Source organism: Aeromonas rivipollensis, from assembly GCF_010974825.1.
Lineage (GTDB): Bacteria > Pseudomonadota > Gammaproteobacteria > Enterobacterales > Aeromonadaceae > Aeromonas > Aeromonas rivipollensis.
Window position 1 is genome coordinate 164566 of record NZ_JAAILA010000026.1, and the last position, 26215, is coordinate 190780.

Genomic DNA, 26215 nt, shown 5'->3' on the forward strand with positions numbered 1-26215 from the left:
CCATGCGCGCCCTTCTCGGGATCTTGATCTGCTTGTGTGCCCAACAGGTACTGGCCGATACCCGTTATGTCTCAGACAACATCTTTACCTATATCCACAACGGTCCTGGCACCCAGTACCGGATCCTCGGCAGCGTCAAGGCCGGTGAACCGCTGGAGGTCAAGGCGGTGAACAACGACGCCGGTTTCACCCAGGTGGTGGACGGCCGTGGTCGTGAAGGCTGGATCAAGAACAGCGAACTGCAGGCGGAGATCAGCCTGCGCGAGCGTCTGCCCCAGGTTCAGAAGGAGCTGGATGAGGCCAAGGCCCGCCTGCTGAACCTCAATGGCGACAACGAGCGACGCTTCGCCGAGAAGGATGGCCAGATCACCGAGCAGAGCAAGGAGATCGCCAGCCTGAAGGCCCAGCTCGCCAGCCAGAGCACAGAGATGAGCAGCCTCAAGGAACAGAACGACGCCCTGACCCAGAGCTATGACAACCAGGAGCACGACATGCAGATGGATTGGTTCATCCGCGGTGGTGCCATGGTGCTGGGGGGTATACTGCTCGGTATTTTGCTCCCCATGCTCCCCCGTCGTCGCAAGAGCAGCGAGCGTTGGATGAATTGATCGCCCGGGCGGTCGCAACGAGAAAGGTCGCCACGGCGACCTTTTTTCATGGGTGCGCACCGGGACGGGATCTTGACCAGGTCGGGGGTCGCCAGGGGGCCTCTGCGGCCGTAAGATGAGCCGAATTATCCCGTGCCCCGGGCACCCTTCTCAACAAGAGCCTTCACATATGTCATCAACCGAACAGGCCCGCTGGTTCGTGCTGGGGGGCGATCACCTCGTCCTGCTGGATGCCCAGGGGCAGATCCCAGGAGGCCCGCGCGCCTGCTTGCCCTCCCCGCTACAAGAGGCCCCGTTCGAGCGCTTCGACGACTGGGATGGCGAGCCTTGCTATCTGCTGGATCTGGGGACAACTGCCGATACCCAGGCCATGACGGGCCTGCGCCAGCTGATGGTGGCTGGCGATGAAGAGGGCTTTCGCCTCGCCGGACGCGCCTGGCAGCTGGCCACCTTCCGCCGCAGCCATCGCTTCTGCGGCGAGTGTGGCGCCCCCATGGTACCCAAGAGCGGGGAGTGGGCACAGGTGTGTCGGCATGGTCATGTCGTCTATCCGCGCATCTCCCCCTGCATCATAGTGGCGGTGCGCAAGGGGCCGGCGATCCTGCTGGCGGCCCATCGCCGTCACTATCAGGCCGACGATCCCATGTATACGGTGCTGGCGGGCTTCGTGGAGGCGGGGGAGAACCTGGAGCAGTGCGTGGCGCGGGAGGTGTTCGAGGAGAGCGGCATCCGGGTATGCAACGTGCGCTATGTGGCGAGCCAGCCCTGGCCCTTCCCCCACAGCCTGATGATGGGCTTCACCGCCGACTACCAGAGCGGCGAGATCAAGGTGCAGGACGACGAGCTGGTGGCCGCCGGTTTCTTCGAGGCGGACCAACTGCCACGGCTGCCCCCCCACGGCACCATAGCGCGGCGGTTGATCGAGCAGAGCCTCGCAGAGAAGCGGTGAGGGCGAGGCCCTGAAAAGCGGGGTCCTGGTTTGCGCCCCCTCACATCTTTGCACTCCGGCGACCCTGCGGCGCGTTTGTGCCGCCCTCAGCCTCGCACAAAGTGGTATCATATCCGCCATTTTATGCTGGATATGAACTCAGGAACTGGGATGAAAGAGCTGAAGAACGATCGATACCTGCGTGCCCTGCTGCGCCAGGATGTGGACATGACCCCGGTGTGGATGATGCGTCAGGCTGGCCGCTACCTGCCGGAATACAAGGCGACCCGCGCCGTCGCGGGGGACTTCATGTCCCTGTGCCGCAACGCCGAGCTGGCCTGTGAAGTCACCTTGCAGCCCCTGCGCCGCTATCCCCTCGATGCCGCCATCCTCTTCTCCGACATCCTGACCGTGCCCGACGCCATGGGGCTGGGCCTCTACTTCGAGCACGGGGAAGGCCCGCGCTTCGAACGCCCCATCAAGTCCATGGCCGACGTGCAGGCGCTGCCCATCCCGGATCCGGAAGACGAGCTGGGTTACGTGATGAACGCGGTGCGCACCATTCGCCGCGAGCTCAAGGGCGAAGTGCCGCTGATCGGCTTCTCCGGCAGCCCCTGGACCCTGGCCACCTACATGGTGGAGGGGGGCAGCTCCAAGGCCTTCACCAAGATCAAGCAGATGATGTATGCAGAGCCCATGACACTGCACCTGCTGCTGGACAAGCTGGCGGACAGCGTGATTGCCTATCTCAATGCCCAGATCAAGGCCGGTGCCCAGTCGGTCATGGTGTTCGACACCTGGGGCGGCGTGCTGACCCCGCGGGATTACCGCGACTTCTCCCTGCAGTACATGCACAAGATCGTCGATGGCCTGATCCGTGAGAATGAGGGGCGCCGCGTGCCGGTCACCCTGTTCACCAAGAACGGCGGCCAGTGGCTGGAGCAGATCGCCGCCACCGGCTGCGACGCCCTGGGGCTGGACTGGACCACAGACATAGCGGATGCCAAGCGCCGGGTCGGCGACAAGGTGGCGCTGCAGGGCAACATGGATCCTTCCATGCTCTACGCCGCACCTGCGCGTATTCGCGAAGAGGTCGCCACCATACTGGCGGGCTTTGGCAGCGGCAACGGCCACGTCTTCAACCTGGGTCACGGCATCCATCAGGATGTTGATCCGGAGCACGCCGGGGTGTTTGTGAACGCGGTGCACGAGCTGTCGGCTCAGTACCACGGTCGCTGAGCGCGGCAGACAGCACAATGAGAACGGGGCCTGCGGGCCCCGTTTTGCTGCCCGGCCTCGCGGGGGCTGCATCCTGGTCACCGCTCGGGTTACACTGCACCACCACTGAACAGGGTCGAGGACAGGATGGGCGAGTACGCCTCCTGACGACTGGGTGAGGGCGTCGTTGAACATGGCAGGAGGCAGGATGGGCAAGAGTGCATGGGACTGGGGAATCGACCTTGGTGGAACCAAGTGCGAGTGCGTGGTGCTCGAGGGTGACGAGGTGCTGCTGCGCCATCGCATCCCCACCGAGCGCCGTGGCGGTTACGAGCACATGATAGGCCAGATCGCCAAGCTGGTGGACGAGTGCGCCGAGCGGCTCGGCCAGCGTCCCGCCATCCTCGGCATGGGCACCCCGGGGGCGCGGGATCCCCAGACCGGGCTGATGAAAAACTGCAACACCACAGAGCTCAACGGCAAGCCGTTCAAGGAAGATCTGGAGCGCCGGCTCGGCATTCCTGTGCTGATCGCCAACGACGCCAACTGCTTCGCCCTGGCGGAAACCCATCTGGGGGCGGTGCGCCAGCACCATCCCGAAGCGAAAGTGGTGTTCGGCATCATCATGGGCACAGGGGTTGGCTCCGGCATCGTCATCAACGGCCAGATCCTCAACGGCCATCACGGCATCGCCGGTGAGTGGGGCCACAACGTGCTCTCCCCCGACGGTCCAGAGTGCTACTGCGGCAAGCGCGGCTGTGTCGAGACCTTCATCAGCGGCCCGGCGCTGGAGGCTTGGTATGAAGCCAAGGCCAGGCGCCACCTGTCACTGGCCCAGATAGTGGCGGCGACGGCCCACGATCATGTGGCCAAACTCACCATGGACAGGCTGCACCTGCTGTTCGGCCAGGCCCTGGCCAACGTGGTCAACATCCTGGATCCGGACGTCATCGTCATCGGCGGTGGTGTGGGCAACGTGCAGAGTCTCTACAGCGTCGGTCGGCAGACTGTGCTGCCATTTCTGTTCAATCCCCGCTTCGCCACCCCCATCATTGCCCCGGCCCTGGGTGACAGCGCCGGTGTGTTCGGGGCCGCGCTGCTGGCCAGGGGCGTCTTCCGGGAGGCCCTGCTGTCGTGAAGCAGTCAGGGGCCCGTCACTTTGTCGCAGGTAAGGACACAGATTTTTCATGATCAAGATTGCCATCAACGGATACGGGCGCATCGGTCGCAACGTGTTGCGGGCCCTCTACGAGAGCGGCCGCGATAACCAGCTTAAGATAGTCGCCATCAACGAGCTGGCGGCCCCCGAAGCCATGGTGCACCTCACCCGCTTCGACACCAGCCACGGCCGCTTCGGCTATCCGGTGCAGCTCGCCGGCAACAGCATGCTGGTGGGGGAGGATCTCATCTCCCTGTTTGCCGAGCGGGATCCGTCGCGCTTGCCCTGGCGGGCGCTGGGGGTGGATGTGGTGCTGGACTGCACCGGGGTATTCGGCTCCCGGGCCGATGCCGAACTGCATCTTGGGGCGGGGGCGGGCAAGGTGCTCTTCTCCCATCCGGCGGATGCGGATGTGGATGCGACCATAGTCTACGGGGTGAACCATCAGGTGCTGACGGGACGGGAGCGGATCGTCTCCAATGCCTCCTGTACCACCAACTGCGTGGTGCCCGTCATCGAAACATTGCATCGAGAATTCGAGATAAATTGTGGTACTATTACGACAATTCATTCGGCCATGCACGATCAGCAAGTCATCGACGCTTACCACAGCGACTTGCGCCGAACCCGGGCCGCCAGCCAGTCCATCATTCCGGTGGATACCAAGCTGGCAAAGGGGTTGGAGCGAATCCTCCCCCACTTCGCCGGCAAGTTCGAGGCGATCGCGGTGCGGGTGCCGACCATCAACGTCACCGCCATGGATCTGAGCATTACTGTTCGTAAAAAAGTGACAGTTAGTGACGTAAATCAAGCCCTGCAACGGGCATCCAGAGGTACATTACAGGGTATCCTGGACTACACGGAAGAGCCGCTGGTCTCCGTAGACTTTAATCATGATGCACACTCCTGCATCATTGATGGTACCCAGACCCGGGTGAGCGATGCCAACCTCGTCAAGATGTTGATGTGGTGTGATAACGAATGGGGCTTCGCCAACCGCATGCTGGATACCACCCGGGCCATGATGGCCGCAGGCTGAGAGCCTGCACCGGGCGCAAGGTTACTGTTTTTTTAACATTACCTGAAAATATATAGAGGACTGAATATGTCTGTTATCAAGATGACCGACCTGGATCTGGCGGGTAAACGCGTTCTGATCCGTGCTGACCTGAACGTGCCGGTAAAAGACGGCAAGGTCACCTCCGACGCACGTATCGTGGCTACCCTGCCGACCATCAAGCTGGCTCTGGAAAAGGGCGCCAAGCTGATGATCACTTCCCACCTGGGTCGTCCGACCGAGGGTGAATACAACGAAGAATTCTCCCTGGCCCCGGTAGTCAACTATCTGAAAGACGCTCTGTCCTGCCCGGTGCGCCTGGCCAAGGATTACCTGGATGGCGTAGACGTCGCCGCAGGTGAGCTGGTTGTGCTGGAAAACTGCCGTTTCAACAAAGGCGAGAAGAAGAACACCGAAGAGCTGGCCAAAAAATACGCCGCCCTGTGTGACGTCTTTGTAATGGATGCATTCGGTACTGCTCACCGCGCCGAAGGCTCCACCTACGGTGTGGCCCAGTTCGCCCCGGTTGCCTGTGCAGGTCCCCTGCTGGCCGGTGAACTGGATGCCCTGGGCAAGGCCATGCTGAAGCCCGAGCGCCCCATGGTTGCCATCGTTGGCGGCTCCAAGGTCTCCACCAAGCTGACCGTGCTGGAATCCCTCTCCAAGATCGCTGACCAGCTGGTGGTCGGTGGTGGCATCGCCAACACCTTCATCGCCGCTGCCGGTCACAACGTCGGCAAGTCCCTGTGCGAGCACGACCTGATCGACACCGCCAAGAAGCTGGCTGCCGAGACCAACATTCCGGTGACTACAGACGTGGTCGTAGGTACCGAGTTCTCCGAATTGACTCCGGCCACCATCAAGTCCGTTAGCGATGTGACCGACGGCGACATGATCTTCGACATCGGCCCTGACTCTGCCAAGGCCCTGGCCGACATCATCATGAACGCCAAGACCATACTGTGGAACGGCCCGGTCGGTGTGTTCGAGTTCGACCAGTTCGCCGAAGGCACCAAGGTGATCGCCGAAGCCATCGCCGCTTCCCCGGCCTTCTCCATCGCTGGCGGTGGTGACACTCTGGCTGCCATCGACAAGTTCGGCATCGCCGACAAGGTCTCCTACATCTCCACCGGCGGCGGCGCCTTCCTGGAGTTCGTAGAAGGCAAGGTACTGCCGGCTGTCGCGATTCTTGAAGAACGCGCCAAAGCCTAATTGACCCGGGACGGGGGGCAAAAGCCTCCCGTTTCGTTTATCATGTGGCCGCTGTGCCGGTTCATGATGAACCCCCCATTTTTTATTAACGGCATACGAGAACAGGACGATTAAACATGTCTAAGAAAATTTTCGACTTCGTAAAACCCGGCGTGATCACTGGTGATGACGTTCAGAAAGTGTTCGCCATCGCTAAAGAGAACGGCTTCGCTCTGCCTGCCGTGAACTGCGTGGGTACCGACTCCGTCAACGCCGTGCTGGAAGCTGCCGCCAAGGTCAAAGCCCCGGTCATCGTTCAGTTCTCCAACGGTGGTGCCGTGTTCACCGCCGGCAAGGGTCTGAAGCTGGAAGGCCAGCAGGCTGCCATCATCGGTGCCATCTCCGGTGCCAAGCACGTGCACGCCGTTGCCGAAGCTTACGGTGTTCCCGTGATCCTGCACACTGACCACGCCGCCAAGAAGCTGCTGCCGTGGATCGACGGTCTGCTGGAAGCGGGCGAGAAGCACTTCGCTGAAACCGGCAAGCCGCTGTTCTCCTCCCACATGCTGGATCTGTCCGAAGAGTCTCTGGAAGAGAACATCGACATCTGCTGCGAGTACCTGACCCGCATGGCCAAGATGAACATGACTCTGGAGCTGGAACTGGGTTGCACCGGTGGCGAAGAAGACGGTGTGGACAACAGCCACATGGATCAATCCGCCCTGTACACCCAGCCGGAAGACGTGGCTTACGCCTACGAGCGTCTGTCCAAGATCAGCCCGCGTTTCACCATCGCTGCCTCCTTCGGCAACGTGCACGGTGTCTACAAGCCGGGTAACGTCAAGCTGACCCCGTCCATCCTGGACGCTTCCCAGAAATACGTTTCCGAGAAGTTTGGTCTGCCTGCCAAGTCCCTGGACTTCGTGTTCCACGGTGGTTCAGGTTCCACCCTGGAAGAGATCCGCGAATCCATCTCCTACGGCGTCGTGAAGATGAACATCGACACCGACACCCAGTGGGCTACCTGGGAAGGTCTGTTGAACTTCTACAAGACCAACGAAGCCTACCTGCAAGGCCAGCTGGGCAACCCGGAAGGCGCTGACAAGCCGAACAAGAAGTTCTACGATCCGCGCGTATGGCTGCGTGCCGGTCAGACTTCCATGATCGCCCGCCTGGAGAAAGCCTTCTCCGACCTGAACGCCATCAACGTACTGTAATTCGTTACCGTATCTTGATTGCTGAAGAGGCGCCCTGCGGGGCGCCTCTTTCATTGAGGCCGCCTCGGCTTGCCCCTCAAAAGGTGTCCTTCGGGACACCTTTTGCATTTCTGTGATCCTGACAGGCTGGATTGGTGACCCTGGGCTGGGTATTATCGATGACACTCCGTTTAATTTAGTAAACAAGTGCAACCAAGGCAGGATGCTGAGCATGCAGACAGGAAGACACAACGGACACCAGGAGCACGTGGCCTCCTATTACGCGGCTACCCGCAACGACCATCAGCAGTGGCCCGAGCTCAGCGGTGAGCTGGATGCCGACGTCTGCATCATAGGCGGCGGCTTCACCGGCCTCAATACCGCCATCAACCTGGCCGAGGCCGGGTACAAGGTGGTCTTGCTTGAGGCCAACCGCATCGGTTGGGGAGCCTCGGGCCGCAACGGCGGCCAGCTCATTCGCGGCATAGGTCACGACACCAGCCAGTTTGCCCGCTGGATAGGTGAAGAGGGGGTACGGGAGCTGGATCTGCTGGGGCTGGAGGCGGTGCAGCTGGTGCGCGAGCGGGTCGCGCGGTTCAACATCGACTGCGACCTGACCTGGGGCTACTGCGATCTCGCCACCAAGCCGCGCCACCTCAAGGGATTTGAGGAGGATGCCGAGCACTTGGCCAGCCTGGGCTACAGCCACGAACTCAAGCTGGTCCCCAAGGGGGAGATAAGGTCGGTGGTGGGGTCGGATCGCTATATCGGCGGCATGATCGACATGGGCTCAGGCCACCTGCATCCCCTCAACCTGGCTCTGGGTGAGGCGCGCGCGGCGGCCAGCCTGGGCGTCGCCCTGTTCGAGCAGTCCAGGGTGACCCACATCGAGTATGGCGATCGGGTCGAGGTGACCACGGCCCACGGCCGTTGCCGCGCCAGCTACCTGGTGATCGGCTGCAACGCCTACCTCAACGAGCTCAATCCCGAACTCGGGGGCAAGGTGCTGCCGGCGGGCTCCTACATACTCGCCACCCAGGTGCTGGAGAAACGCCTGCGCCAGCGGCTGCTGCCGCAGAACATGGCGGTGTGCGATCAGAACGTGGCGCTCGACTACTACCGGCTATCGGCCGATGGTCGCCTGCTGTTTGGCGGGGCCTGCAACTACTCGGGGCGCGATCCCAAGGACATCAAGGCGTTTATGCTGCCCAAGCTGCTGCGGGTCTTCCCTGAGCTGGCGGGTACTGCCATCGAGTTTCAGTGGGGGGGCATGATAGGCATAGGCGCCAACCGGCTGCCGCAGATAGGGCGCCTCAAAGAGTACCCCAACGTGTTCTATGCCCAGGCTTACTCGGGACACGGCCTCAATGCCACTCACATGGCGGGCAAGCTGGTGGCCGAGGCGATCAGGGGGGAGAGCCGGGGCTTCGATCTCTTCAGCCGCGTGCCCCACATGACCTTCCCAGGCGGGCCAGCCCTGCGCTCCCCCTTGCTGGCGCTCGGGATGCTGTGGCACAGAATGAAGGATCTGCTCTAGGGGAGGGCTGGCGGCAGGGAGGAGGGCGCCTCTCCCTGCTGCGCCGGTTCTGCCAGTTGCCAGCCCTGCTCTGTCTTCATCATCCAGACCTGGCTCTCCTGCGCCAGTGCCTGGCCTGCCTCGAATTCGCCGTATTTGCGCTCCAGCTCCATCAGGGCCATCTCCTGCTGGAAGGGGCCGACCCTGTCATAGACCAGATCCTCGTCGTGCAGCACCTGCAACTGATCCAGCCCCTGCTTGAAGTGGAGCCGGTAGCTCACCTTGACCAGATAGACCCCCTCCATCCGCTCCTCCTTGCCGAGCACGGCGAAGTCGCTGATCTCGAACAGGGCGGGATCAGTGTCGGCCTGCAGCCTGGCGGTGACCTGGCTCTGGATCGCCTCTTCACCTGGACCTGAGTTGCAGCCATAGAGCCAGCAGGCCAGCAGGGGGATGAACCACTTTTTCATCAAAACTCCGGACGATGCGAGACGGGAAAGGGCAAATTCTGCCATGGCGCCTGTCATATACAAGGGATGGCCAGAAAAATCAGCGCGCAGAGGAGAGGGCGGCCCGCGCGGCAAGGCGGGCCGCCATGATTCAGCGCAGCTTGTCCAGCTGGCCGAGGAACTCGGCGGGCCCCATGAAGCCGGTCACCCGCTGCCCGCTCACCTCGTTGCCTGCGGCATCGAAGAAGATCAGGGTCGGCAGCCCCAGCACGTTCAGGCCGTTGAGCAGATCCACGTCGGCATCGTCGTTGGCGGTGACGTCCGCCTGCAGCAGCACCATGTCATTGAAGCGCGCCCGCACGGCGGGATCGCTGAAGGTCTTGTGTTCGAACTCCTTGCAGGCCACGCACCAGTCGGCGTAGAGGTCCAGCAGCACCGGCTTGCCACGAGCGGCCTCGAGCCGGGTCTTGAGGTCATCCAGGGTCTTGATGCGGATAAACTGGGGCGCCTCGGCCCCGGTGCTGGCCTTGACGCCAGGCTCGGGCAGCAGCAGATCCTTGCCCACCACCACCAGGCTCATCATCGCCAGCAGAAGAACGAAGCCGCCGAGGCTCTTGCCCACCGAGTGGGGGCGATGCTGGTTGTGATGATAGAGATAGCCACACAGCAGCAGTGCCCAGCCGAGCCAGAGCAGGGTGGCGACCTGGTCGCTCAAGAGCCGTGACAGCAGCAGGATCGGCACCGCCAGCAGCGCAAAGCCAAAGAGTTGCTTGATCACATCCATCCAGGCGCCCGCCTTGGGCAGCAACTTGCCCCCCGAGGTGCCGAGTAGCAGCAGCGGCAGCCCCATGCCCAGCGACAGGGCATAGAGGGCCGCCCCGCCGAGCCAGAGATCGCCGCTCTGGGCCACGTAGATGAGGGCGCCCGAGAGCGGGGCCGTGGTGCAGGGGGAGCAGACCAGGCCGGAGATCATCCCCATGATGGCGACCCCGACCACGGAGCCGCCCTGCTGGCGGTTGGAGAGGCCGGACAGCCGGGTTTGCAGGCTGCTCGGCAGTTGCAGGGTATAGAGCCCGAACATGGAGAGTGCCAGCAGCACGAACATCACCGAGAGGCCGATCAGCACATAGGGGTGCTGCAGCGCCGCCTGGAACTTCAGGCCCGCCGAGGCGACCACCAGCCCGAGCAGGGTGTAGGTGAATGCCATCCCCTGCACATAGACGAAGGAGAGCAGGAAGGCGCGGCGGGTGGAGAGATGCTGGCCGGCACCGGCGATGATGCCGGTCAAAATGGGGTACATGGGGAAGACGCAGGGGGTGAAGGCGAGCCCCAGCCCCAGCGCAAAGAAGGCGGCGATGCTGAGCCAGAAGCCCTGGCTGCCGAGGGCGGCCGCCAGCCTGTCCTGCTGGCTTCCGGCCGGCGCCTCTGTGGCATCAGCCGGGTCTGCCTGCCCGGCGTCGCCGGTGGCCGCAAGGGGCTGTACCGGGATCCGCTTGTCGGAGGGGGGATAGCAGAGGCCCTCGGTGCACCCCTGATAGCTTATTGTGAGGCTGGCGGAGTCCCCCACCTGGGTCAAGGTGACGGGGATCTGCAGCTCCTGATAGAAGACCCGGGTCTTGCCGAAGAAGTCATCCTCATGCTCGGTGCCCGCAGGCAGCACTGGGGGCTCGAAGGCGAGGTTGTCCCCCTTGACGCTGATGCTGTGGCGATAGAGGTAGTAACCGTCGGCGAGGCGCAGGGTCAGCAGCAGCTTGTTTCCCTGCTGCTCGCTCTCGAGGACGAAGGCCTCGTCCACTTTCAGAAACTTGGGCTGGGCACTGGCCTCGATGCCGAGGCTGCTCAGCAGATCCTGGCTGCTGGCCTGGGTGGGGGCCGCGAGCAGGCTCAGCAGGAGTAACAGGGGGGAAAGCAGGGATCGCAGAGTCATGAGGTCTCCTGTGTCAACCAGTCGAGGTAGGCTTGATGACCCTGGCTGGCGGGGATCGCCAGGATCTCCGGCACCTGGTAGGGGTGGTGAGCCAGGATGCACCGCTCGAGCTCGGCAAAGAGTGGCTGGCGGGATTTGATGATGAGCTGGATCTCCCGTGCCCGCTCTATCTTCCCCTGCCAGCGATAGACGGAGGTGAGCCCCGGCAACTGATTGATGCAGGCGGCGAGGCGCTGGTTGAGCAGTTGCTCGCAGAGGTGGTCGGCACTGGCTTCATCGGGGCAGGTGCAGAGCACCAGAATGGCGTCGGTCATGGGGTTGGCAGTCTCGTCAGCGGGGGCGCAAGGGCCCTCTGGAACAGCGGTTACTATACCGGGCAAAGGGGCAAATAGCACCCGGCCCGCACCCGGCTGGCGGGACGCTCAATTAGTGATGCGCCCGAGATAGACGCTGTGAAAAGGACAGGGCAGAATGAGCGGGCTTGTTCCCACTCTACGTAAGGAAATGTATGACCCAACAGAATGAGCAGCAGAGAAACCGCATGTTGAGCCTGTTGCGTGAAGGCGAGCGCCGCATGTTGGTGCAACTGGCCGGTCTGCTGCGTACCAGTGTCGATGAAATCAATGCGGAGCTGGAAAAAGAAGAGTTGCTGTCTGCCCTGGAGCAACCCATCACGGTGGAGTACCTCAACGGCGTGGTGCAACACCATCTGTTCGAGCGTCTGCACAAGGGAGACATGGTCGCGGCCCAGCGCATGCTGAACCAGTATCAGAGCGACCTCGAGGCCATGCTGAACCAGGAAGCGGCCCAGACCGAGGCCCCTGCCGACGAGGTGAAGGCGCAAGCCTGAATACCTGCCCCTCGAGGATCCAGATCAGCACCATCATGCCAGTCGCATGATGGTGCCTCTTTTTATCCCTTCTCTTGTCACCCCGTGACCCGCTGCGCCCCCTGGCCCGGGATGGGGAACACCTTGTCATAGCTCCAGTTGTAGACGAAGGCATAGACCAGGTAGAACAGCACAAAGCCCAGATCCAGCACCAGCGCCTCCAGCAGGCCGATATCGAGCCACCAGGACATCACCGGCAGTGCGACGATCAGCAAGCCCCCCTCGAAACCGAAAGTATGCAGTACCCGTTGCCACAGGGTCTTGTGGGTGTGGCCCTGCAGGCGCAGCAGCAGCCTGTCCACCCCTATGTTGTAGACATAGTTCCAGACGGTGGCGACCACCGAGAAGAACAGGGCCAGGGGGCCCATGTGGTTGAGACCGACGCCGGTGACCCAGCTTGCCAGGGGGGCGGCGATCAGCAGGCCAATCAATTCGAAGCCGATGGCGTGGCGCAGGCGATCACGGGTATTACGCATGGTCTGTCTCTCTATTTCTCTTTTCGGGTGTGTATGGCGGCCAATTTATCGCTATTTTTCGATAGGTTCATGTTGGTATCTATCGCTAAAATAGATGGATCTGGGTGCAATAACAGGGCAGGAGCAGGCAGATGACCCCTTCACTGGAACAATTCAAGGCGTTGCTGGCGGCGGCCGAGACGGGATCCTTCTCGGCGGCGGCGCGCCGCCTGGGCAAGGCGCAGTCGGTGGTGAGCACCGCCATCGCCAACCTGGAGATAGATCTCGGCCTCGAGCTGTTTGATCGCAGCGGCCGCTACCCGGTGCTGACCGAGGTGGGGGCCCGCATCAGTCAGGAGGCGGGTGTGCTGCTGGCCCAGAGCGAGCGGCTGCAAGCCATCGCCGGGGAGCTGGCTAGCGGCATAGAGTCGCGCCTCACCCTGGCCATCGACGATGACTCCCATCTGCCCTGGCTCGGTGCCCTGCTGGAGGAGTTCGCCGGCCGCTATCCGACTGTGGAGCTGGAGCTGCTGTTCCCGCTGATGGAGGATGTGACCGAGTTGCTCAAGAGCGGGCGGGCCCAGCTCGGCATCAGCTACCAGAAGGCGCACCCGGAGCGGGAGCTGGTCTCCCGCTCCCTGGGGAGCGTCGCCATGCCCCTGGTGGTCTCCCCGGATCACCCCCTGGCCCACAAGACGCCACTGCACGAGAGCGACCTGCAAGGGGCCCGCCAGCTGATGGTGACGGGACGGCGGGAGGGGACGGAGCGCCATCGCTTTCGCCTCTCGTCACAGGTGTGGTGGGTCGAGGGGGATCTCGGGATCCTGGAGCTAGTCAAGCTGGGGCTGGGGTGGTCTGCGGTGCCCGAGTTTCTGCTGCACCGGCCGCTGGCGCGGGGGGAGCTGGTGGTGCTCAAGCCGGATTTCATTCCCCAGGCCGAGCTGGAGCTGGAGTTGCAGTGGTATCGCGCCCGCCCGCTCGGGCAGGCGGGACGCTGGCTGAAGGAGGCCCTGCTGGCGCGGGTGCCTCGTTAGCCGACCTTACTCGGTCAGGGAGTAGGGCAGGGGCTGCAGGGCGAGGCGGGAGCCTTCCTCCTGCTTGAGGCGGAAGCTGGCGTCGGCCTCGGTGTCTTTTGGCAGCACGGCGGTGAGCCACAGCTGGCCATCCTGCTGCCAGGCGTTCAGCACCATGCCGCTGCGCCGCCAGTTGTCACCGAGCTGGATCTCCAGGGTATCGCCGCTGGCAACGGGGCCAGTGGCCTGCCCGGCCAGCACGAAGAGGGCGCGGTTGTTGGCGCCGCGGTACTTGGCGCGGGCCACTATCTCCTGCCCCATGTAGCAGCCCTTGGTGAAGCTGATCCCCTCCAGGGCCTGCAGGTTCAGCATCTGGGGAATGTACTCACCCTGATGGACCGCCTCCAGGTGCGGGATGCCCGCCTTGATGTCCAGACCCCACCAGAGCGCTTCGTCGCCGACCGGCAGGCTCAGCACCAGCGGTGATTCGCTTGCCAGCAGCCAGCGTTCGGCTTCCACCCTGACCGCCATGCCGCCCTCGACAAGGCCGGTTTCCTGAAGGCCGTATCGTGCCGCGATCCAGGCATCCGTGCCCTGACCGGCCAGGCCGACCGCCTGGCCCTGGAACTCGCCGATCTCCACCTTGGCGAACACCGCAAACTTCTTGAGTTCGGGCAACTGGCGCGCCAGCACCGACGGCTTGGTCAGCAGCAGCAGGCTCTCATCGAGGCAGAGCAGGCGAAAATCGCTCCACAGCTTGCCCTTGGGATCGCAATGGCCGCCGAGGGTGCTCTGGCCAGGTTGCAGGGCGTTGACGTCACAGGTGACCTGGCCTTGCAGATATTTCACGCGATCATTGCCGGTGAGGCGGGTGATGGCCAGATCGGTCAGGGGAAACAGGGTTGGCTCGGCAGGAAGAACAGGGGTCGGCAGGCTCACGATGGTATTCCAGAGACAGAAAGTATGTGACCTGCATGGTAAAGACGTAAGGAATGTTTGTCAGCCGGAAAATCCAGCTGCTACCATCCTCGGGTCTTTGTAAGGAGAGTTCCATGTTGAGCCCAATTGAAAAGTCCCGCCTGAAGTGGGCCTGCCGCCGCGGCATGCTCGAGCTGGATGTGATCTTTATGCCCTTTTTCGAGCACGAGTTTGACTCCCTGAGCGAAGCTCAGCAGCAGACCTTCATCCGTCTGCTGGCGTGCGAGGATCCCGAGCTGTTCCGCTGGAGCATGGGCCACGGTGTGCCGAGCGACCCCGATTTCGCCGCCATGATCCCCCTGATCCTGGAGCGCAATCAGGCCCGTCACGATCGTCTGAGCTGATCCCCGATGCGGGTCCTGATGCCCGTCATCCCCTCCCGGCGGCAGCGCCTGCTGCTGCTTGCCCTGTTTCTGCTGTTGCTCTGGCCGGTTGCCGCCTTGATCCATGGCTGGCAATGGGGGCTGTTTCTCCCTTGCTGGTTGCTGGGGCTCTGGCTGGCCTGGCGCCCCGTCACCCAGGGGCGTGACCCGCTGCTCTGGGACGGAGAGTGGCTGGAGTGGCAAGGGCGACGTCATCGACTGGATGACCGCAGCCGCATCCTGCCCGGGGTGCTCTGGCTGAGGCTGGCGACAGAAGAGGGGGCCGAGCGCCACCTCTGGCTCTTCTCCGACGCCCTGGCACCCGAGCACTACCGCGCCCTGGCCCGCGCCATTCACCTGGCCCCGTCCAATCCCCCGGCTTCACCCCATAACAGATGACCCCGCCGGGGCGGGGTCATCTGATGGACGGCGGTGGGCGTCGTTTACTCCCGATCCGGTGTCAGCACTGTCGGCTTGGGGTTCGGCTGCATGTCCGGGTAGTCCGGGGGCAGGCAGTGCAGTCCGCAGCACGCCTCTGGCTTGTGCCGGATCACTCCCGATCCGGCGTCAGCACTGTCGGCTTGGGGTTTGGCTGCGTGTCCGGGTAGTCGAGGTTGTAGTGCAGTCCGCGGGACTCCTTGCGCTCCAGGGCACAGTTGACGATAAGCTCGGCCACCTGCAACAGGTTGCGCAGCTCCAGCAGGTTGTTGGAGACGCGGAAGTTCGCATAGTACTCCTGCACCTCCTGCTTGAGCAGGTCGATGCGGCGCTTGGCGCGGGCCAGGCGTTTGTTGGTGCGCACTATCCCCACGTAATCCCACATCATCAGCCGCAGCTCGTGCCAGTTGTGCTGGATCACCACCTGCTCGTCAGAGTCATCCACCTGGCTCTCGTCCCAGGCGGGCAGGCTCGGCGGCTCCACGCTCATGGGCAGCTTGGCCAGGATGTCGGCCCCCGCCTGATGGGCGTAGACCACGCATTCGAGCAGGGAGTTGGACGCCATGCGGTTGGCGCCGTGCAGACCGGTGTAGGTCACCTCGCCGATGGCGTAGAGGCCGGGGATATCGGTCTGGCCGTTGTTGTCGATCATCACGCCGCCACAGGTGTAGTGCGCCGCCGGCACTATGGGCATGGCCTCCTTGGTGATGTCGATGCCGACCGCAAGGCAGCGCTCATAAATGGTCGGGAAGTGCTTGATGATGAAATCCGCCGGTTTGTGGCTGATGTCCAGATACATGCAATCCGCCCCGAGTCGTTTCATCTCGTGGTCGATGGCGCGGGCGACTATATCCCGCGGCGCCAGTTCGGCCCGCTCGTCGAAGTCTGGCATGAAGCGGCTGCCGTCGGGACGGCGCAGATAGGCCCCCTCGCCACGCAGGGCTTCGGTCAGCAGGAAGTTGGGGTCATCGGGGTGGAACAGGCTGGTGGGGTGGAACTGGTTGAACTCCAGGTTTGCCACCCTGCAGCCGGCGCGCCAGGCCATGGCGATGCCGTCCCCCGAGCTCACATCCGGGTTGGAGGTGTATTGATACACCTTGGAGGCGCCGCCGGTGGCCAGCGCCACGAAGCGGGCGCGGATCACCTCGACCTGCTCGACGTTGCGGTTCCAGACGTAGGCGCCGAGCACCCTGTTGCCCGGCAGGTCCAGCTTGCGGGTGGTGATGAGGTCGACCGCGTTGAAGCGCTCCATCAGCTGGATATTGGGGTGGGAGCGGACCTGATCGATCAGGGTGAGCTGCACCGCCTTGCCGGTGGCGTCCGCCGCGTGGAAGATGCGGCGATGGCTGTGACCCCCTTCCCGGGTCAGGTGATAGTGGGATTCCCCCTCGGCATCCTCTTCCTGATCGAAGGGAACGCCCTGCTGGATCAGCCACTGGATGGAGTCGCGGGCGTTGCGAGCGGTGAACTCCACCACCGCCGGGTCACACAACCCGGCGCCGGCGTTGAGCGTGTCGCTCACATGGGATTCGATGCTGTCGGTCTCGTCGAACACGGCAGCGATGCCTCCTTGCGCATAGAGAGTGGCCCCCTCACTGATGGGCCCCTTGCTCAGAACCAGGACTTTGGCCTGGTCTGCCAATCGCAACGCGAGGGACAGACCGGCGGCACCGCTGCCAATGATCAGTACGTCGCAAAGGTATTCAACACTTGCTTTCATAAGTATCATTGGCCTGGATTAAGAACTGGCCCCATGGTAGCCCAAGGGGGGTTGTGATGCAGCCCGCATCACATTTTTTTCAATGCAAGCGAACTTTCTCTGATTCTCCCTGTCTGAACTTGTGCGCTTAGAAGGGGCCGGAAAAGAAGAACGATAACCTGATGGGGGTTTTACGGCTCTGATGAGCGACCAGAATCTACTGGACGAACAGCTGGTTGAACGGGTCCAGCGTGGCGATAAAAATGCATTCAACCTGTTGGTAAAAAAATACCAGCATAAGGTGGTCAACCTGGTGGCCAGGTATGTCAACAATCCGGGCGATGTACCGGATGTGGCGCAGGAGGCCTTTATCAAGGCTTACCGTGCGTTGCCGACATTCCGTGGCGAGAGCGCGTTTTACACCTGGTTGTATCGGATCGCCGTGAACACGGCCAAAAATTACCTGACCTCACAGGGGCGCAGACCGCCCAGTAGTGATGTCGAAGCGGACGAGGCTGAATATTATGGTGGTGGTGAAGCCCTGCAAGAAGTGGCCACCCCCGAAAACCTGGCGCTGACCGACGAGATCAAGCGCACTGTGTTTGCCGCCATAGAAGCCTTGCCAGAAGACTTGAGAACAGCGATCACCCTTCGTGAAATGGAAGGGCTGAGCTACGAAGAGATTGCGGAGATCATGGATTGCCCTGTGGGTACGGTGAGATCCCGTATCTTTCGGGCGAGGGAAGCAATCGACAAAAAGCTGCAACCTCTGATCGAGAATTAAACTGGGGAAAGACAGGCAAACTTATGGCAAATAAAGAGCAACTTTCAGCCCTGATGGATGGTGACCTCAGCGACATGGAGGTTCTGAACGAGCTGGGAACGGATCCCGCTCTGCAAGATACCTGGGCTCGTTACCATCTGATCGGTGATGCCATGCGGGGAGACCTGCCGGTCAATCTGCAACTGGATCTCAGTGACAGTATCATGCTGGCACTGGAAGACGAACCCGTCATACTGGCGCCCAAGCCGGTGCAACCTGTTGCGCCTCAGGTGAAGCCTTCTGGCAAGGTGGTGCCTCTGATCCGTCGCTTTGGCCAGCAAATGGGTCAGTATGCCATTGCCGCCTCCGTGGCTGCCGCCGTCATCTTCGGGGTGCAGCAGTATCAGGGCAACGACGGCATGCCGGCCAACCCTGTGCTCAACACCATACCGGTCGGTGGCAGTGCGACGCCAGTGAGCGTGCACTATCCCCAGGAGGGCAACCGTGCCACTCCTCGCCAGCAAGGCTTGAACGAGCAACAGATGCAGGAGCAGCGCGAGCGTATCAACGCCTTCCTGCGAGACCATCAATTGCAACAGCGTCTGCTGCAAGACAAGCAGATTCAGGAATAACGCATCTTTAGGGATCAGACCGTGCGCCAGTCCAGCCTCATTCTGCTGGCCTCTCTCCTGCTGATTTGTGCCAAGGCCTCGGCCGACGATCTGTCGGCCGAGGCCTTGTTGCAGCAGATGCAGAGTGCCGTTTCGCAACAAAATTTTGAGTTGTCCATGGTCAAGGCCCGTCAGGGACGCCTCGAGCCCATTCGCTTCAGCCACGGAGTGATCGATGGCAAGGAGGTCGCTCATCTGAGTTATCTCGACGGCAAGGCGGTGGAGTACCTGCAACGCCAGAACGAATACACCTTCTTCGAAAACACCCACGAACCTTACACCCTCAAGGGGGCGCGTTTCCCGGGCGTCTGGTCGAGCCTGGTGAAGATGCCGCTGCCCCGGGTGCTGGAGAGCTATGATCCCGTGCTGGCCGGTCGCAGCCGGGTGGCCGGCCTGGTGGCTCAGGTCGTGAGACTGGTGCCCAAGGAGGCGGACAAGTACGGCTTTGTGCTCTGGGTCGACGAGCAGAGTCATCTGCTGCTGCGGGTGGACATGGTGGACAAGGAGGGCAACCTGGTCGAACAGGTGCTGGGTGTGGATCTTGACAGGCAGCCGGCGCCCGCGCCCTGGCTTGTCACCCTGGCCCGCAGCAAGCTGCCCGATGCGCTGGCATTGGAAGACGCCTATCCCGCCCCCCAGCAGACCCTGAGCTGGCACCTGACCTGGCTGCCGGGTGGATTCAAGGTGCTCTCTCAGGACAGGCACCAGCTGGTCAGCACCAGTCTGCCGGTGGACTACATGATGTTGTCGGACGGCGTGGTGGATCTCTCCGTCTATGTCTCCCGGGTCGATCCCAAGCAGGCGGTGCGCCAGCAGTTGATCCGCCAGGGAGCCACCTCGCTGGTGAGTTTCGTCAACGAGGTCGGGGTGGAGATCACCGTGGTCGGGGAAGTCCCCACCGAGACGGCCAAGCGTATCGCCGAGTCGGTGCAGCCGCTGGCCCGCAACGAGGCGGTACAGTGAGGCGGCATGCTGCCACTTGCCGAACCGGGACGACCGTGCTGAGATCGGGTAAATACATAGCCGTTCGTCTGGAGTCATCCTGTGAGTAACATGAGCGAAGAGCTGGCAACAGTGGTGGCCGTCGAGGGGGCTTATGCCTGGGTGGAGTGCGAACGGCGCTCCGCCTGCAGCGGCTGCCATCAGCAGTCCAACTGCGGTACCGGCACAGTCGCCAAGGCCTTTCCCCTGAAGTCGCAGCGACTGCGGGTGGCACTGACCGCCGAGGTCCTGGTTGGTCAGCAAATCAGGCTCGGTATTCCCCAGGCGAGCATACTGCGGGGGGCCGCCCTGGTCTATGTGCTGCCGTTGTTCTGCCTGCTGCTCGGTGCCCTGCTCGGTCAGCTCTGGCTGGCGCCGCTGCTGTCGGCGGGGGAGGGCGTCACCATCCTCAGCTGCCTGCTGGGGGGTACAGTCGGATTTTTACTGGTTCGTTACTTTTCTGCCCGGCTCGAGCAAGGGGAATATGGTCCCCGCATGCTCGGTGTGGTACTCAATACCCGCCACCTCTCCTGAGCGGCGCTACCCTTTTCTGGCCCCGTCGCCGCCGTTTTGGTGCCGAGGGCCCGCCAGACAAGGCGCTATTTCTGGTGCCCGCCGACTAAAGATTGGCCGTCGACCTGGTTATCCAGTAAAATCCTGCCCTCATATCCGACCCTAACTTAATTTTGAGTGATTCTTGCTCGATGAAACACATTCGTAACTTTTCGATTATTGCGCACATCGACCACGGTAAATCGACCCTGTCGGACCGTCTGATCCAGACTTGTGGCGGCCTGTCCGACCGCGAGATGCAGGCTCAGGTGCTTGACTCCATGGATCTGGAGCGCGAGCGCGGCATTACCATCAAAGCACAGAGTGTGACCCTGAACTACCAGGCACAAGACGGTAACACCTATCAGCTGAACTTTATCGACACCCCGGGCCACGTGGATTTCTCCTACGAGGTTTCTCGCTCCCTGGCGGCCTGTGAAGGGGCTCTGCTGGTGGTGGATGCCGGTCAGGGGGTTGAGGCACAGACTCTGGCCAACTGCTACACCGCCATGGAGATGGAGCTGGAAGTGGTGCCCATCCTGAACAAGATCGATCTGCCTGCCGCAGAACCCGAGCGGGTTGCGGAAGAGATCGAGGACATAGTCGGCATAGACGCCATCGATGCGGTGCGTTGCTCCGCCAAGACCGGCCTGGGTGTCGATCTGGTGCTGGAAGAGATAGTGGCCCGTATCCCGTCACCGGAAGGTGATCCGGATGCCCCGCTGCAGGCGCTGATCATCGACTCCTGGTTCGACTCCTACCTGGGCGTCGTCTCCCTGGTGCGTATCAAGAACGGTTCGCTCAAGAAGAACGACAAGATCAAGGTGATGAGCACCGGTCAGGTGTGGGGCGTGGATCGCATCGGTATCTTCACCCCCAAGCAAGTGGACACCATGGGCCTGGGTTGTGGCGAGGTAGGTTGGGTCGTCTGCGGCATCAAGGACATCCACGGCGCCCCTGTGGGCGATACCCTGACGCAGGCCAAGAACGGTGCCGACAAGGCGCTGGCCGGCTTCAAGAAGGTGAAGCCGCAGGTCTATGCGGGTCTGTTCCCCATCTCCAGCGATGACTACGAGTCGTTCCGCGATGCGCTGGACAAGCTCTCCCTGAACGATGCCTCCCTGTTCTTCGAGCCGGAAAGCTCCACCGCACTGGGCTTCGGCTTCCGTTGTGGCTTCCTCGGCATGCTGCACATGGAGATCATCCAGGAGCGTCTGGAGCGGGAATACGATCTGGATCTCATCACCACGGCACCGACCGTAGTGTATGAAATCGAGCTGAACAACGGCGAGACCATCCACATCGATAGCCCGGCGGCTATGCCTCCGGTCAACAATATCAAGGAGATGCGCGAGCCCATCGCCGAGTGCAACATCTTGTTGCCGCAGGAGTACATGGGCAACGTGATCACCCTCTGTATCGAGAAGCGTGGCGTGCAGACCAACATGGTCTATCACGGCAAGCAGGTGGCGCTGACCTACGAGATCCCGATGGCGGAAGTGGTGCTCGATTTCTTCGACCGCCTGAAATCCACCAGTCGCGGCTATGCCTCCCTGGATTACGGCTTCAAGCGCTTCGAAACCTCCGAGATGGTGCGCCTCGACATCATGATCAACGGTGAGCGTGTCGATGCCCTGGCCATCATCACCCACAAGGAGAACGCCCAGTATCGCGGTCGCCAGGTGGTGGAGAAGATGCGTGAGCTGATCCCGCGCCAGATGTTCGACATCGCCATTCAGGCGTCCATCGGCAACCAGATCATCGCCCGCAGCACGGTCAAGGCCCTGCGCAAGGACGTGACCGCCAAGTGCTACGGCGGTGACGTGAGCCGTAAGAAAAAGCTGCTGAACAAGCAGAAAGAAGGCAAGAAGCGGATGAAGTCCCTGGGCCGTGTCGACGTGCCGCAAGAGGCCTTCCTCGCCATTCTCCACGTCGGAAAGGATTAATAGATGGCAAGCACCTTTTCCCTGATCCTGGCCATAGTCACTCTGCTGACCGGCATCATCTGGACAGTCGACAAGCTGGTCTGGTCCAAGCAACGGGCGGCCAAGATTGCGGCTGCCCGTGCCAACGCCGGCCCGAACATCGATGAGAAGACGCTGGCCAAGGTGGCTCCCATGCCGGTCTGGATCGAGCAGACCGGTGGTGTCTTCCCGGTCATAGCGCTGGTGCTGATCCTGCGTTCCTTCATCTTCGAGCCGTTCCAGATCCCCTCTGGTTCCATGATGCCCACCCTGCTGGTGGGCGACTTCATCCTGGTGGAGAAGTTCGCCTACGGCCTGCGTGATCCCGTGACCAACACCAAGTTCCTCGAGACGGGTTCTCCCGAGCGTGGCGATGTGGTGGTGTTCAAGTATCCGCTGGATACCCGGGTGGACTACATCAAGCGGGTGGTCGGCATGCCCGGCGATCGGGTGATCTATCGCAACAAGGAGCTGATGATTCGGCCCAAGTGCGAGGAGCAGGAAGGGAAAACGTGCCCGGGCTTCAAGAAGCTCGACGTCAAGTTCGAGCAACGGGGGGAGTTCAGCCAGATGGGGATCCCGCTGGATCGCTACACCGAGCAGCTGGGCACAGTTTCTCACGAGACCCTGCGTAACCCCCTGATGCCGGACCTGGTGGATCGTTACTATCGCCAGCCCGGTACCTACCCGGATGAGTGGGTAGTGCCGGAAGGCCACTATTTCGTGATGGGTGACAACCGCGACAACAGTACCGACAGTCGTTTCTGGGGCTTCGTGCCCGAGCAGAACCTGGTGGGCAAGGCGGTTGCCATCTGGATCAGTTTCGAATTTGAGCGCGAGGAAGGATCCAGCTTGCCAAGCTGGGTGCCGACCGGTGTGCGCTTCAACCGCATTGGCGGAATCAAGTAAATGAATATCAAGATGAACAGACTGCAGTCCCGTCTCGGGCATGTCTTTCAGGATCAAGAGCTGCTGACCCGGGCGCTGACCCACCGCAGCGCCGGTTCCCGTCACAACGAGCGACTGGAATTTCTGGGGGACTCCATCCTGAGTCTGGTGATTGCCGACGACCTCTTCCACCGCTTCCCGCAAGCGGCGGAAGGGGATCTCAGCCGGATGCGCGCCACCCTGGTGCGGGAGAAGACCCTGGCCGAACTCGGTCGGGAGTTCGACCTCGGTGATCACCTGATCCTGGGGCCCGGCGAGCTGAAAAGCGGCGGGTTCCGTCGCGAGTCTATCCTGGCCGACACTGTCGAGGCGGTGATCGGCGCCGTCTATCTGGATACCGATCTGGAGCGGGTGCGGACTCTGTTGCTCGGCTGGTACGCCAGCCGCCTGGACGAGATAAAACCAGGCATAGAGCAGAAGGATCCCAAGACCCGGCTGCAGGAAATTTTGCAGGGAAGCCGCAAATCCCTGCCGACCTACACAGTGACCAACGTCAAGGGCGAAGCCCACAACCAGGAGTTCACCGTCCAGTGTGACGTGGATGGCCTGGATGGTCCGCTGGTCGGGGTCGGCACCAGCCGCCGCAAGGCCGAACAGGCTGCGGCGCAGCAAGCACTGGAAAGACTGTCATGACTGCTATTGATGCAAGAGGCCGCGGTCTTTCAACACAACAGGCACTGGAAAAACTGTCATGACGGATACAGATACTACCTATTGCGGCTTTGTCGCCATAGTGGGCCGCCCCAATGTGGGCAAGTCCACCCTGCTCAACAAGCTGCTTGGCCAGAAGGTCAGCATCACCTCGAAGAAACCCCAGACCACCCGTCACCGGATTCTGGGGATAGACACCGAGGAGAACTACCAGACCATCTATGTGGATACCCCGGGTCTGCACATCGAAGAGAAGCGGGCCATCAACCGCCTGATGAACCGTGCCGCCACCAGTTCCCTGGGTGATGTGGCCATGGTGGTCTTCATGGTCGACGGTACCCACTGGACCAAGGACGACGAGATGGTGCTCGGCAAGTTGCGCCATCTGCCTTGCCCCGTGGTGCTGGCGGTCAACAAGGTAGACAACGTCAAAGAGAAAGAAGATCTGCTGCCCCACCTGGAGTGGCTGGGCCAGCAGATGAACTTTGCCCACATACTGCCTATCAGTGCCGAGAAGGGCACCAACGTGGAGAAGATCCGCGAGTGGGCCAAGGATCTGCTGCCGGAGAACAACTTCTTCTTCCCGGAAGATTACGTGACCGACCGCTCGTCCCGCTTCATGGCCTCAGAGATCATCCGCGAGAAGCTGATGCGTTTCACCGGCGAGGAATTGCCCTACTCGGTGACGGTGGAGATCGAGCGCTTCAAGGTGGAAGAGAATGGTCTCTACCACATCCACGGCCTGATCCTGGTGGAGCGCGATGGCCAGAAGAAGATGGTCATCGGCAACAAGGGCGAGAAGATCAAGACCATAGGTACCGAAGCTCGCCTCGACATGGAGCGCCTGTTCCAGAACAAGGTGCACCTGGAGCTCTGGGTCAAGGTCAAGTCCGGCTGGGCCGATGACGAGCGCGCCCTGCGCAGTCTTGGCTACGGTGACGATTAAGTGGCGCTGACTGATTGCTGAACCCGGCTTTCGTCATCCACAGTCGGCCCTATCGGGAGACCAGTCAGCTGGTCGAGGTCTTCACCCAGGATAGCGGCCGATTTACCCTGGTGGCTCGCGGTTCTCGCGGGCCACGCTCCCCTCTGAAGGGGCTGCTGCAACCCTTCACCCTGCTCACCCTGAGTTGGCGTGGCAAGGGGGATCTCAAGAACCTCGCCCAGGTCGAATGCCCGGATCACTCCCTGCGACTCGGTGGCGATCGCCTCTTCTACGGTCTCTATCTCAACGAGCTGGTCTACTACCTGCTCGAAGCCCATACCCCCTTTCCCGAGGTGTTTGATGCCTATGCCCGTGCCCTGATGGCGCTGGCGGACGGCGAGACGCCAGAGCTGCCCCTGCGCCGCTTCGAGTTTCTGCTGTTGCAGGCGCTCGGCTATGCGGTGGACTTCGAATATGCCGCCGACGACGACTCCCCGATCCAGCCCGAGCTGCTCTACGGCTTCGAGCGGGAGCTAGGCTTTGTCGCTTGCGAGCGGGCGCCGGATCCCCGTACCCTGTTCCTCGGCGCCCACCTGCTGGCCTTCGCCGAGGGGCGCTTCGATACCCCTCCCTTGCTGCAGGCGGCCAAGCGTTTCAGCCGGCTGGCGCTGCAGCCCTATCTGGGTAAACGCCAGTTAAAGAGCCGGGAGTTGTTTTTGAAGCGACGAAGCAGTCTGGGCTAACACTTTTGCGGCGTAACCCGACAGGGTAAGAATGTTACCGACGTCCGATTACGCTGCGCTAATCGAACCTACGAACGGATATCGGCGCGGGCGTGTTTTCGCTGACCGCGCAGTCAACAGATGAAGAGTTTCAAGGAGTCCTCAATGAGTGAAATCTATCTGGGTGTGAACATCGACCATATCGCCACTCTGCGCAACGCCCGCGGCACCCAGTATCCCGATCCTGTCCAGGCCGCCTTCGTGGCCGAGCAGGCCGGTGCCGATGGCATTACAGTGCACCTGCGCGAAGATCGCCGCCACATCACCGACCGCGACGTGGAGATACTGCGCCAGACCATCCAGACCAGAATGAATCTGGAGATGGCGGTGACCGAGGAGATGATCGGCATCGCGCGGCGCATCAAACCCCAGTTCGTCTGCCTGGTACCGGAGAAGCGTACCGAGGTGACCACAGAGGGCGGCCTGGATGTGGCCGGTCAGCTCGACAAGATCACCGATGCGGTAACCCGCCTCGCCGCCGTCGGCGCCCAGGTGTCGCTCTTCATCGACGCCGACCCCATCCAGATAGATGCGGCCGCCGAGAGTGGTGCCCCCTTCATCGAGATCCACACCGGTCGCTATGCCGATGCCACCACGGATGCGGAGCGCAATGCCGAGTTCAAGCGCATCGCTGCCGGCGCCTCCTATGCCGCTGGCAAGGGCTTGAAGGTCAATGCCGGCCACGGCCTGCACTACCACAATGTCAAGGCCATCGCCGCCATTCCCGAGCTCTATGAGCTCAATATCGGCCACGCCATCATAGGCCGTGCCGCCTTCGACGGTCTGGCCAAGGCGGTCAGCGACATGCGCCTGCTGATGCAGGAAGCCCGTCAGGGGATCTGATGCCGGTCTGCCTGCATCGCACAAACAAGGGACGCCTCGGCGTCCCTTGTTG

28 protein-coding genes are annotated in these 26215 nt (G+C 62.0%); 22 read left to right on the plus strand and 6 right to left on the minus strand.

Translation table 11 applies throughout. From position 1 onward, the window contains the following. Positions 1-2 precede the first annotated feature (2 nt). The 8 genes from G4923_RS15795 (at position 3) to G4923_RS15830 (ending at position 8894) form a co-directional block, all read left to right on the plus strand. Positions 3-608, plus strand: coding sequence for a TIGR04211 family SH3 domain-containing protein (locus tag G4923_RS15795; RefSeq protein ID WP_025328281.1), 606 nt, complete (start codon positions 3-5; stop codon positions 606-608). 169 nt (positions 609-777) lie between these two features. Beyond that, positions 778-1557, plus strand: a complete 780-nt coding sequence (gene nudC, locus G4923_RS15800; protein ID WP_106885806.1) for an NAD(+) diphosphatase — start codon at positions 778-780, stop codon at positions 1555-1557. A 150-nt stretch (positions 1558-1707) separates the two neighbouring features. Then, positions 1708-2775, plus strand: coding sequence for a uroporphyrinogen decarboxylase (hemE, locus tag G4923_RS15805; RefSeq protein WP_111910492.1), 1068 nt, complete (start codon positions 1708-1710; stop codon positions 2773-2775). A 187-nt stretch (positions 2776-2962) separates the two neighbouring features. Further along, on the plus strand, positions 2963-3892 hold the full coding sequence (locus tag G4923_RS15810) for an ROK family protein (protein WP_163137643.1): 930 nt from the start codon (positions 2963-2965) through the stop codon (positions 3890-3892). Between the two features lie 49 nt (positions 3893-3941). Then, entirely contained in the window at positions 3942-4952 is a 1011-nt protein-coding gene (epd, locus tag G4923_RS15815; protein ID WP_111910490.1) for an erythrose-4-phosphate dehydrogenase, read from the plus strand. 66 nt (positions 4953-5018) lie between these two features. Further along, positions 5019-6182: a phosphoglycerate kinase gene (locus G4923_RS15820; protein ID WP_111910489.1), complete on the plus strand. Its 1164-nt coding sequence runs from the start codon at positions 5019-5021 to the stop codon at positions 6180-6182. A 116-nt stretch (positions 6183-6298) separates the two neighbouring features. Beyond that, positions 6299-7378, plus strand: a complete 1080-nt coding sequence (gene fbaA, locus G4923_RS15825) for a class II fructose-bisphosphate aldolase (RefSeq protein WP_005332814.1) — start codon at positions 6299-6301, stop codon at positions 7376-7378. A 211-nt stretch (positions 7379-7589) separates the two neighbouring features. Beyond that, positions 7590-8894 carry an NAD(P)/FAD-dependent oxidoreductase gene (locus G4923_RS15830; protein WP_111910488.1) on the plus strand — a complete coding sequence of 435 codons (1305 nt, stop codon included), beginning with the start codon at positions 7590-7592 and terminating at the stop codon, positions 8892-8894. On the opposite strand, the gene G4923_RS15835 is transcribed toward G4923_RS15830, so the two are convergent. The 3 genes from G4923_RS15835 to cutA form a co-directional block, all read right to left on the minus strand. Beyond that, positions 8891-9343 (minus strand): hypothetical protein, encoded by a 453-nt coding sequence (locus G4923_RS15835; protein ID WP_111910487.1) that lies wholly within the window; start codon positions 9341-9343, stop codon positions 8891-8893. The two genes, G4923_RS15830 and G4923_RS15835, sit on opposite strands and share 4 nt — an antisense overlap. 130 nt (positions 9344-9473) lie before the next feature. Beyond that, complete coding sequence (locus G4923_RS15840) at positions 9474-11249, minus strand: protein-disulfide reductase DsbD (RefSeq protein WP_111910486.1); 1776 nt, start codon at positions 11247-11249, stop codon at positions 9474-9476. Beyond that, positions 11246-11563: a divalent-cation tolerance protein CutA gene (gene cutA / locus G4923_RS15845; RefSeq protein WP_111910485.1), complete on the minus strand. Its 318-nt coding sequence runs from the start codon at positions 11561-11563 to the stop codon at positions 11246-11248. The genes G4923_RS15840 and cutA overlap by 4 nt, the downstream gene beginning before the upstream one ends. A gap of 194 nt (positions 11564-11757) precedes the next feature. Here cutA and G4923_RS15850 point away from each other — a divergent pair, with 194 nt between their 5' ends. Then, positions 11758-12099: a hypothetical protein gene (locus G4923_RS15850; protein ID WP_025328270.1), complete on the plus strand. Its 342-nt coding sequence runs from the start codon at positions 11758-11760 to the stop codon at positions 12097-12099. Between the two features lie 77 nt (positions 12100-12176). Here G4923_RS15850 and G4923_RS15855 read toward each other — a convergent pair whose 3' ends face one another. Then, the gene (locus G4923_RS15855; protein WP_106885816.1) at positions 12177-12614 is read right to left on the minus strand and encodes a PACE efflux transporter; all 438 of its coding nucleotides are present in this window, start codon (positions 12612-12614) and stop codon (positions 12177-12179) included. A 131-nt stretch (positions 12615-12745) separates the two neighbouring features. On the opposite strand from G4923_RS15855, the gene G4923_RS15860 reads away from it, so the two are divergent. Beyond that, positions 12746-13627, plus strand: coding sequence for a LysR family transcriptional regulator (locus G4923_RS15860; RefSeq protein ID WP_163137644.1), 882 nt, complete (start codon positions 12746-12748; stop codon positions 13625-13627). 6 nt (positions 13628-13633) lie between these two features. On the opposite strand, the gene ygfZ is transcribed toward G4923_RS15860, so the two are convergent. Then, a complete protein-coding gene (ygfZ, locus tag G4923_RS15865) occupies positions 13634-14539 on the minus strand; it encodes a tRNA-modifying protein YgfZ (RefSeq protein WP_205597148.1) in 906 nt (301 codons plus the stop codon). Between the two features lie 119 nt (positions 14540-14658). Here ygfZ and G4923_RS15870 point away from each other — a divergent pair, with 119 nt between their 5' ends. Together G4923_RS15870 and G4923_RS15875 are read left to right on the plus strand one after the other, a co-directional pair. Then, positions 14659-14928, plus strand: coding sequence for an FAD assembly factor SdhE (locus G4923_RS15870; RefSeq protein WP_163137646.1), 270 nt, complete (start codon positions 14659-14661; stop codon positions 14926-14928). Positions 14929-14946: 18 nt separating this feature from the next. Beyond that, positions 14947-15345 (plus strand): protein YgfX, encoded by a 399-nt coding sequence (locus G4923_RS15875; RefSeq protein ID WP_205597144.1) that lies wholly within the window; start codon positions 14947-14949, stop codon positions 15343-15345. Positions 15346-15496: 151 nt separating this feature from the next. Here G4923_RS15875 and nadB read toward each other — a convergent pair whose 3' ends face one another. Next, positions 15497-17104 (minus strand): L-aspartate oxidase, encoded by a 1608-nt coding sequence (gene nadB / locus G4923_RS15880; RefSeq protein ID WP_163137648.1) that lies wholly within the window; start codon positions 17102-17104, stop codon positions 15497-15499. 181 nt (positions 17105-17285) lie between these two features. Between nadB and rpoE the strand changes: the two genes are divergently transcribed. The 10 genes from rpoE to pdxJ all read left to right on the plus strand — a co-directional run bounded on the left by rpoE (position 17286) and on the right by pdxJ (position 26163). Continuing rightward, a complete protein-coding gene (rpoE, locus tag G4923_RS15885; protein ID WP_106885820.1) occupies positions 17286-17867 on the plus strand; it encodes an RNA polymerase sigma factor RpoE in 582 nt (193 codons plus the stop codon). Positions 17868-17890: 23 nt separating this feature from the next. Continuing rightward, entirely contained in the window at positions 17891-18478 is a 588-nt protein-coding gene (locus G4923_RS15890) for a sigma-E factor negative regulatory protein (protein ID WP_163137649.1), read from the plus strand. A gap of 21 nt (positions 18479-18499) precedes the next feature. Beyond that, the gene (locus G4923_RS15895; protein WP_106885822.1) at positions 18500-19480 is read left to right on the plus strand and encodes a MucB/RseB C-terminal domain-containing protein; all 981 of its coding nucleotides are present in this window, start codon (positions 18500-18502) and stop codon (positions 19478-19480) included. Between the two features lie 90 nt (positions 19481-19570). Continuing rightward, positions 19571-20032, plus strand: coding sequence for a SoxR reducing system RseC family protein (locus G4923_RS15900; RefSeq protein WP_163137686.1), 462 nt, complete (start codon positions 19571-19573; stop codon positions 20030-20032). Between the two features lie 170 nt (positions 20033-20202). Next, positions 20203-21996, plus strand: coding sequence for a translation elongation factor 4 (gene lepA / locus G4923_RS15905; RefSeq protein WP_042648728.1), 1794 nt, complete (start codon positions 20203-20205; stop codon positions 21994-21996). A gap of 3 nt (positions 21997-21999) precedes the next feature. After that, the gene (gene lepB / locus G4923_RS15910; protein WP_106885824.1) at positions 22000-22923 is read left to right on the plus strand and encodes a signal peptidase I; all 924 of its coding nucleotides are present in this window, start codon (positions 22000-22002) and stop codon (positions 22921-22923) included. Continuing rightward, on the plus strand, positions 22924-23595 hold the full coding sequence (rnc, locus tag G4923_RS15915; protein WP_042648730.1) for a ribonuclease III: 672 nt from the start codon (positions 22924-22926) through the stop codon (positions 23593-23595). It begins immediately after the preceding gene. 58 nt (positions 23596-23653) lie between these two features. Beyond that, positions 23654-24559: a GTPase Era gene (era, locus tag G4923_RS15920; protein WP_163137650.1), complete on the plus strand. Its 906-nt coding sequence runs from the start codon at positions 23654-23656 to the stop codon at positions 24557-24559. 14 nt (positions 24560-24573) lie between these two features. Beyond that, positions 24574-25281: a DNA repair protein RecO gene (gene recO, locus G4923_RS15925; protein WP_163137651.1), complete on the plus strand. Its 708-nt coding sequence runs from the start codon at positions 24574-24576 to the stop codon at positions 25279-25281. A gap of 144 nt (positions 25282-25425) precedes the next feature. Continuing rightward, positions 25426-26163: a pyridoxine 5'-phosphate synthase gene (gene pdxJ / locus G4923_RS15930; protein ID WP_163137652.1), complete on the plus strand. Its 738-nt coding sequence runs from the start codon at positions 25426-25428 to the stop codon at positions 26161-26163. The last annotated feature ends 52 nt before the right edge of the window (positions 26164-26215 follow it).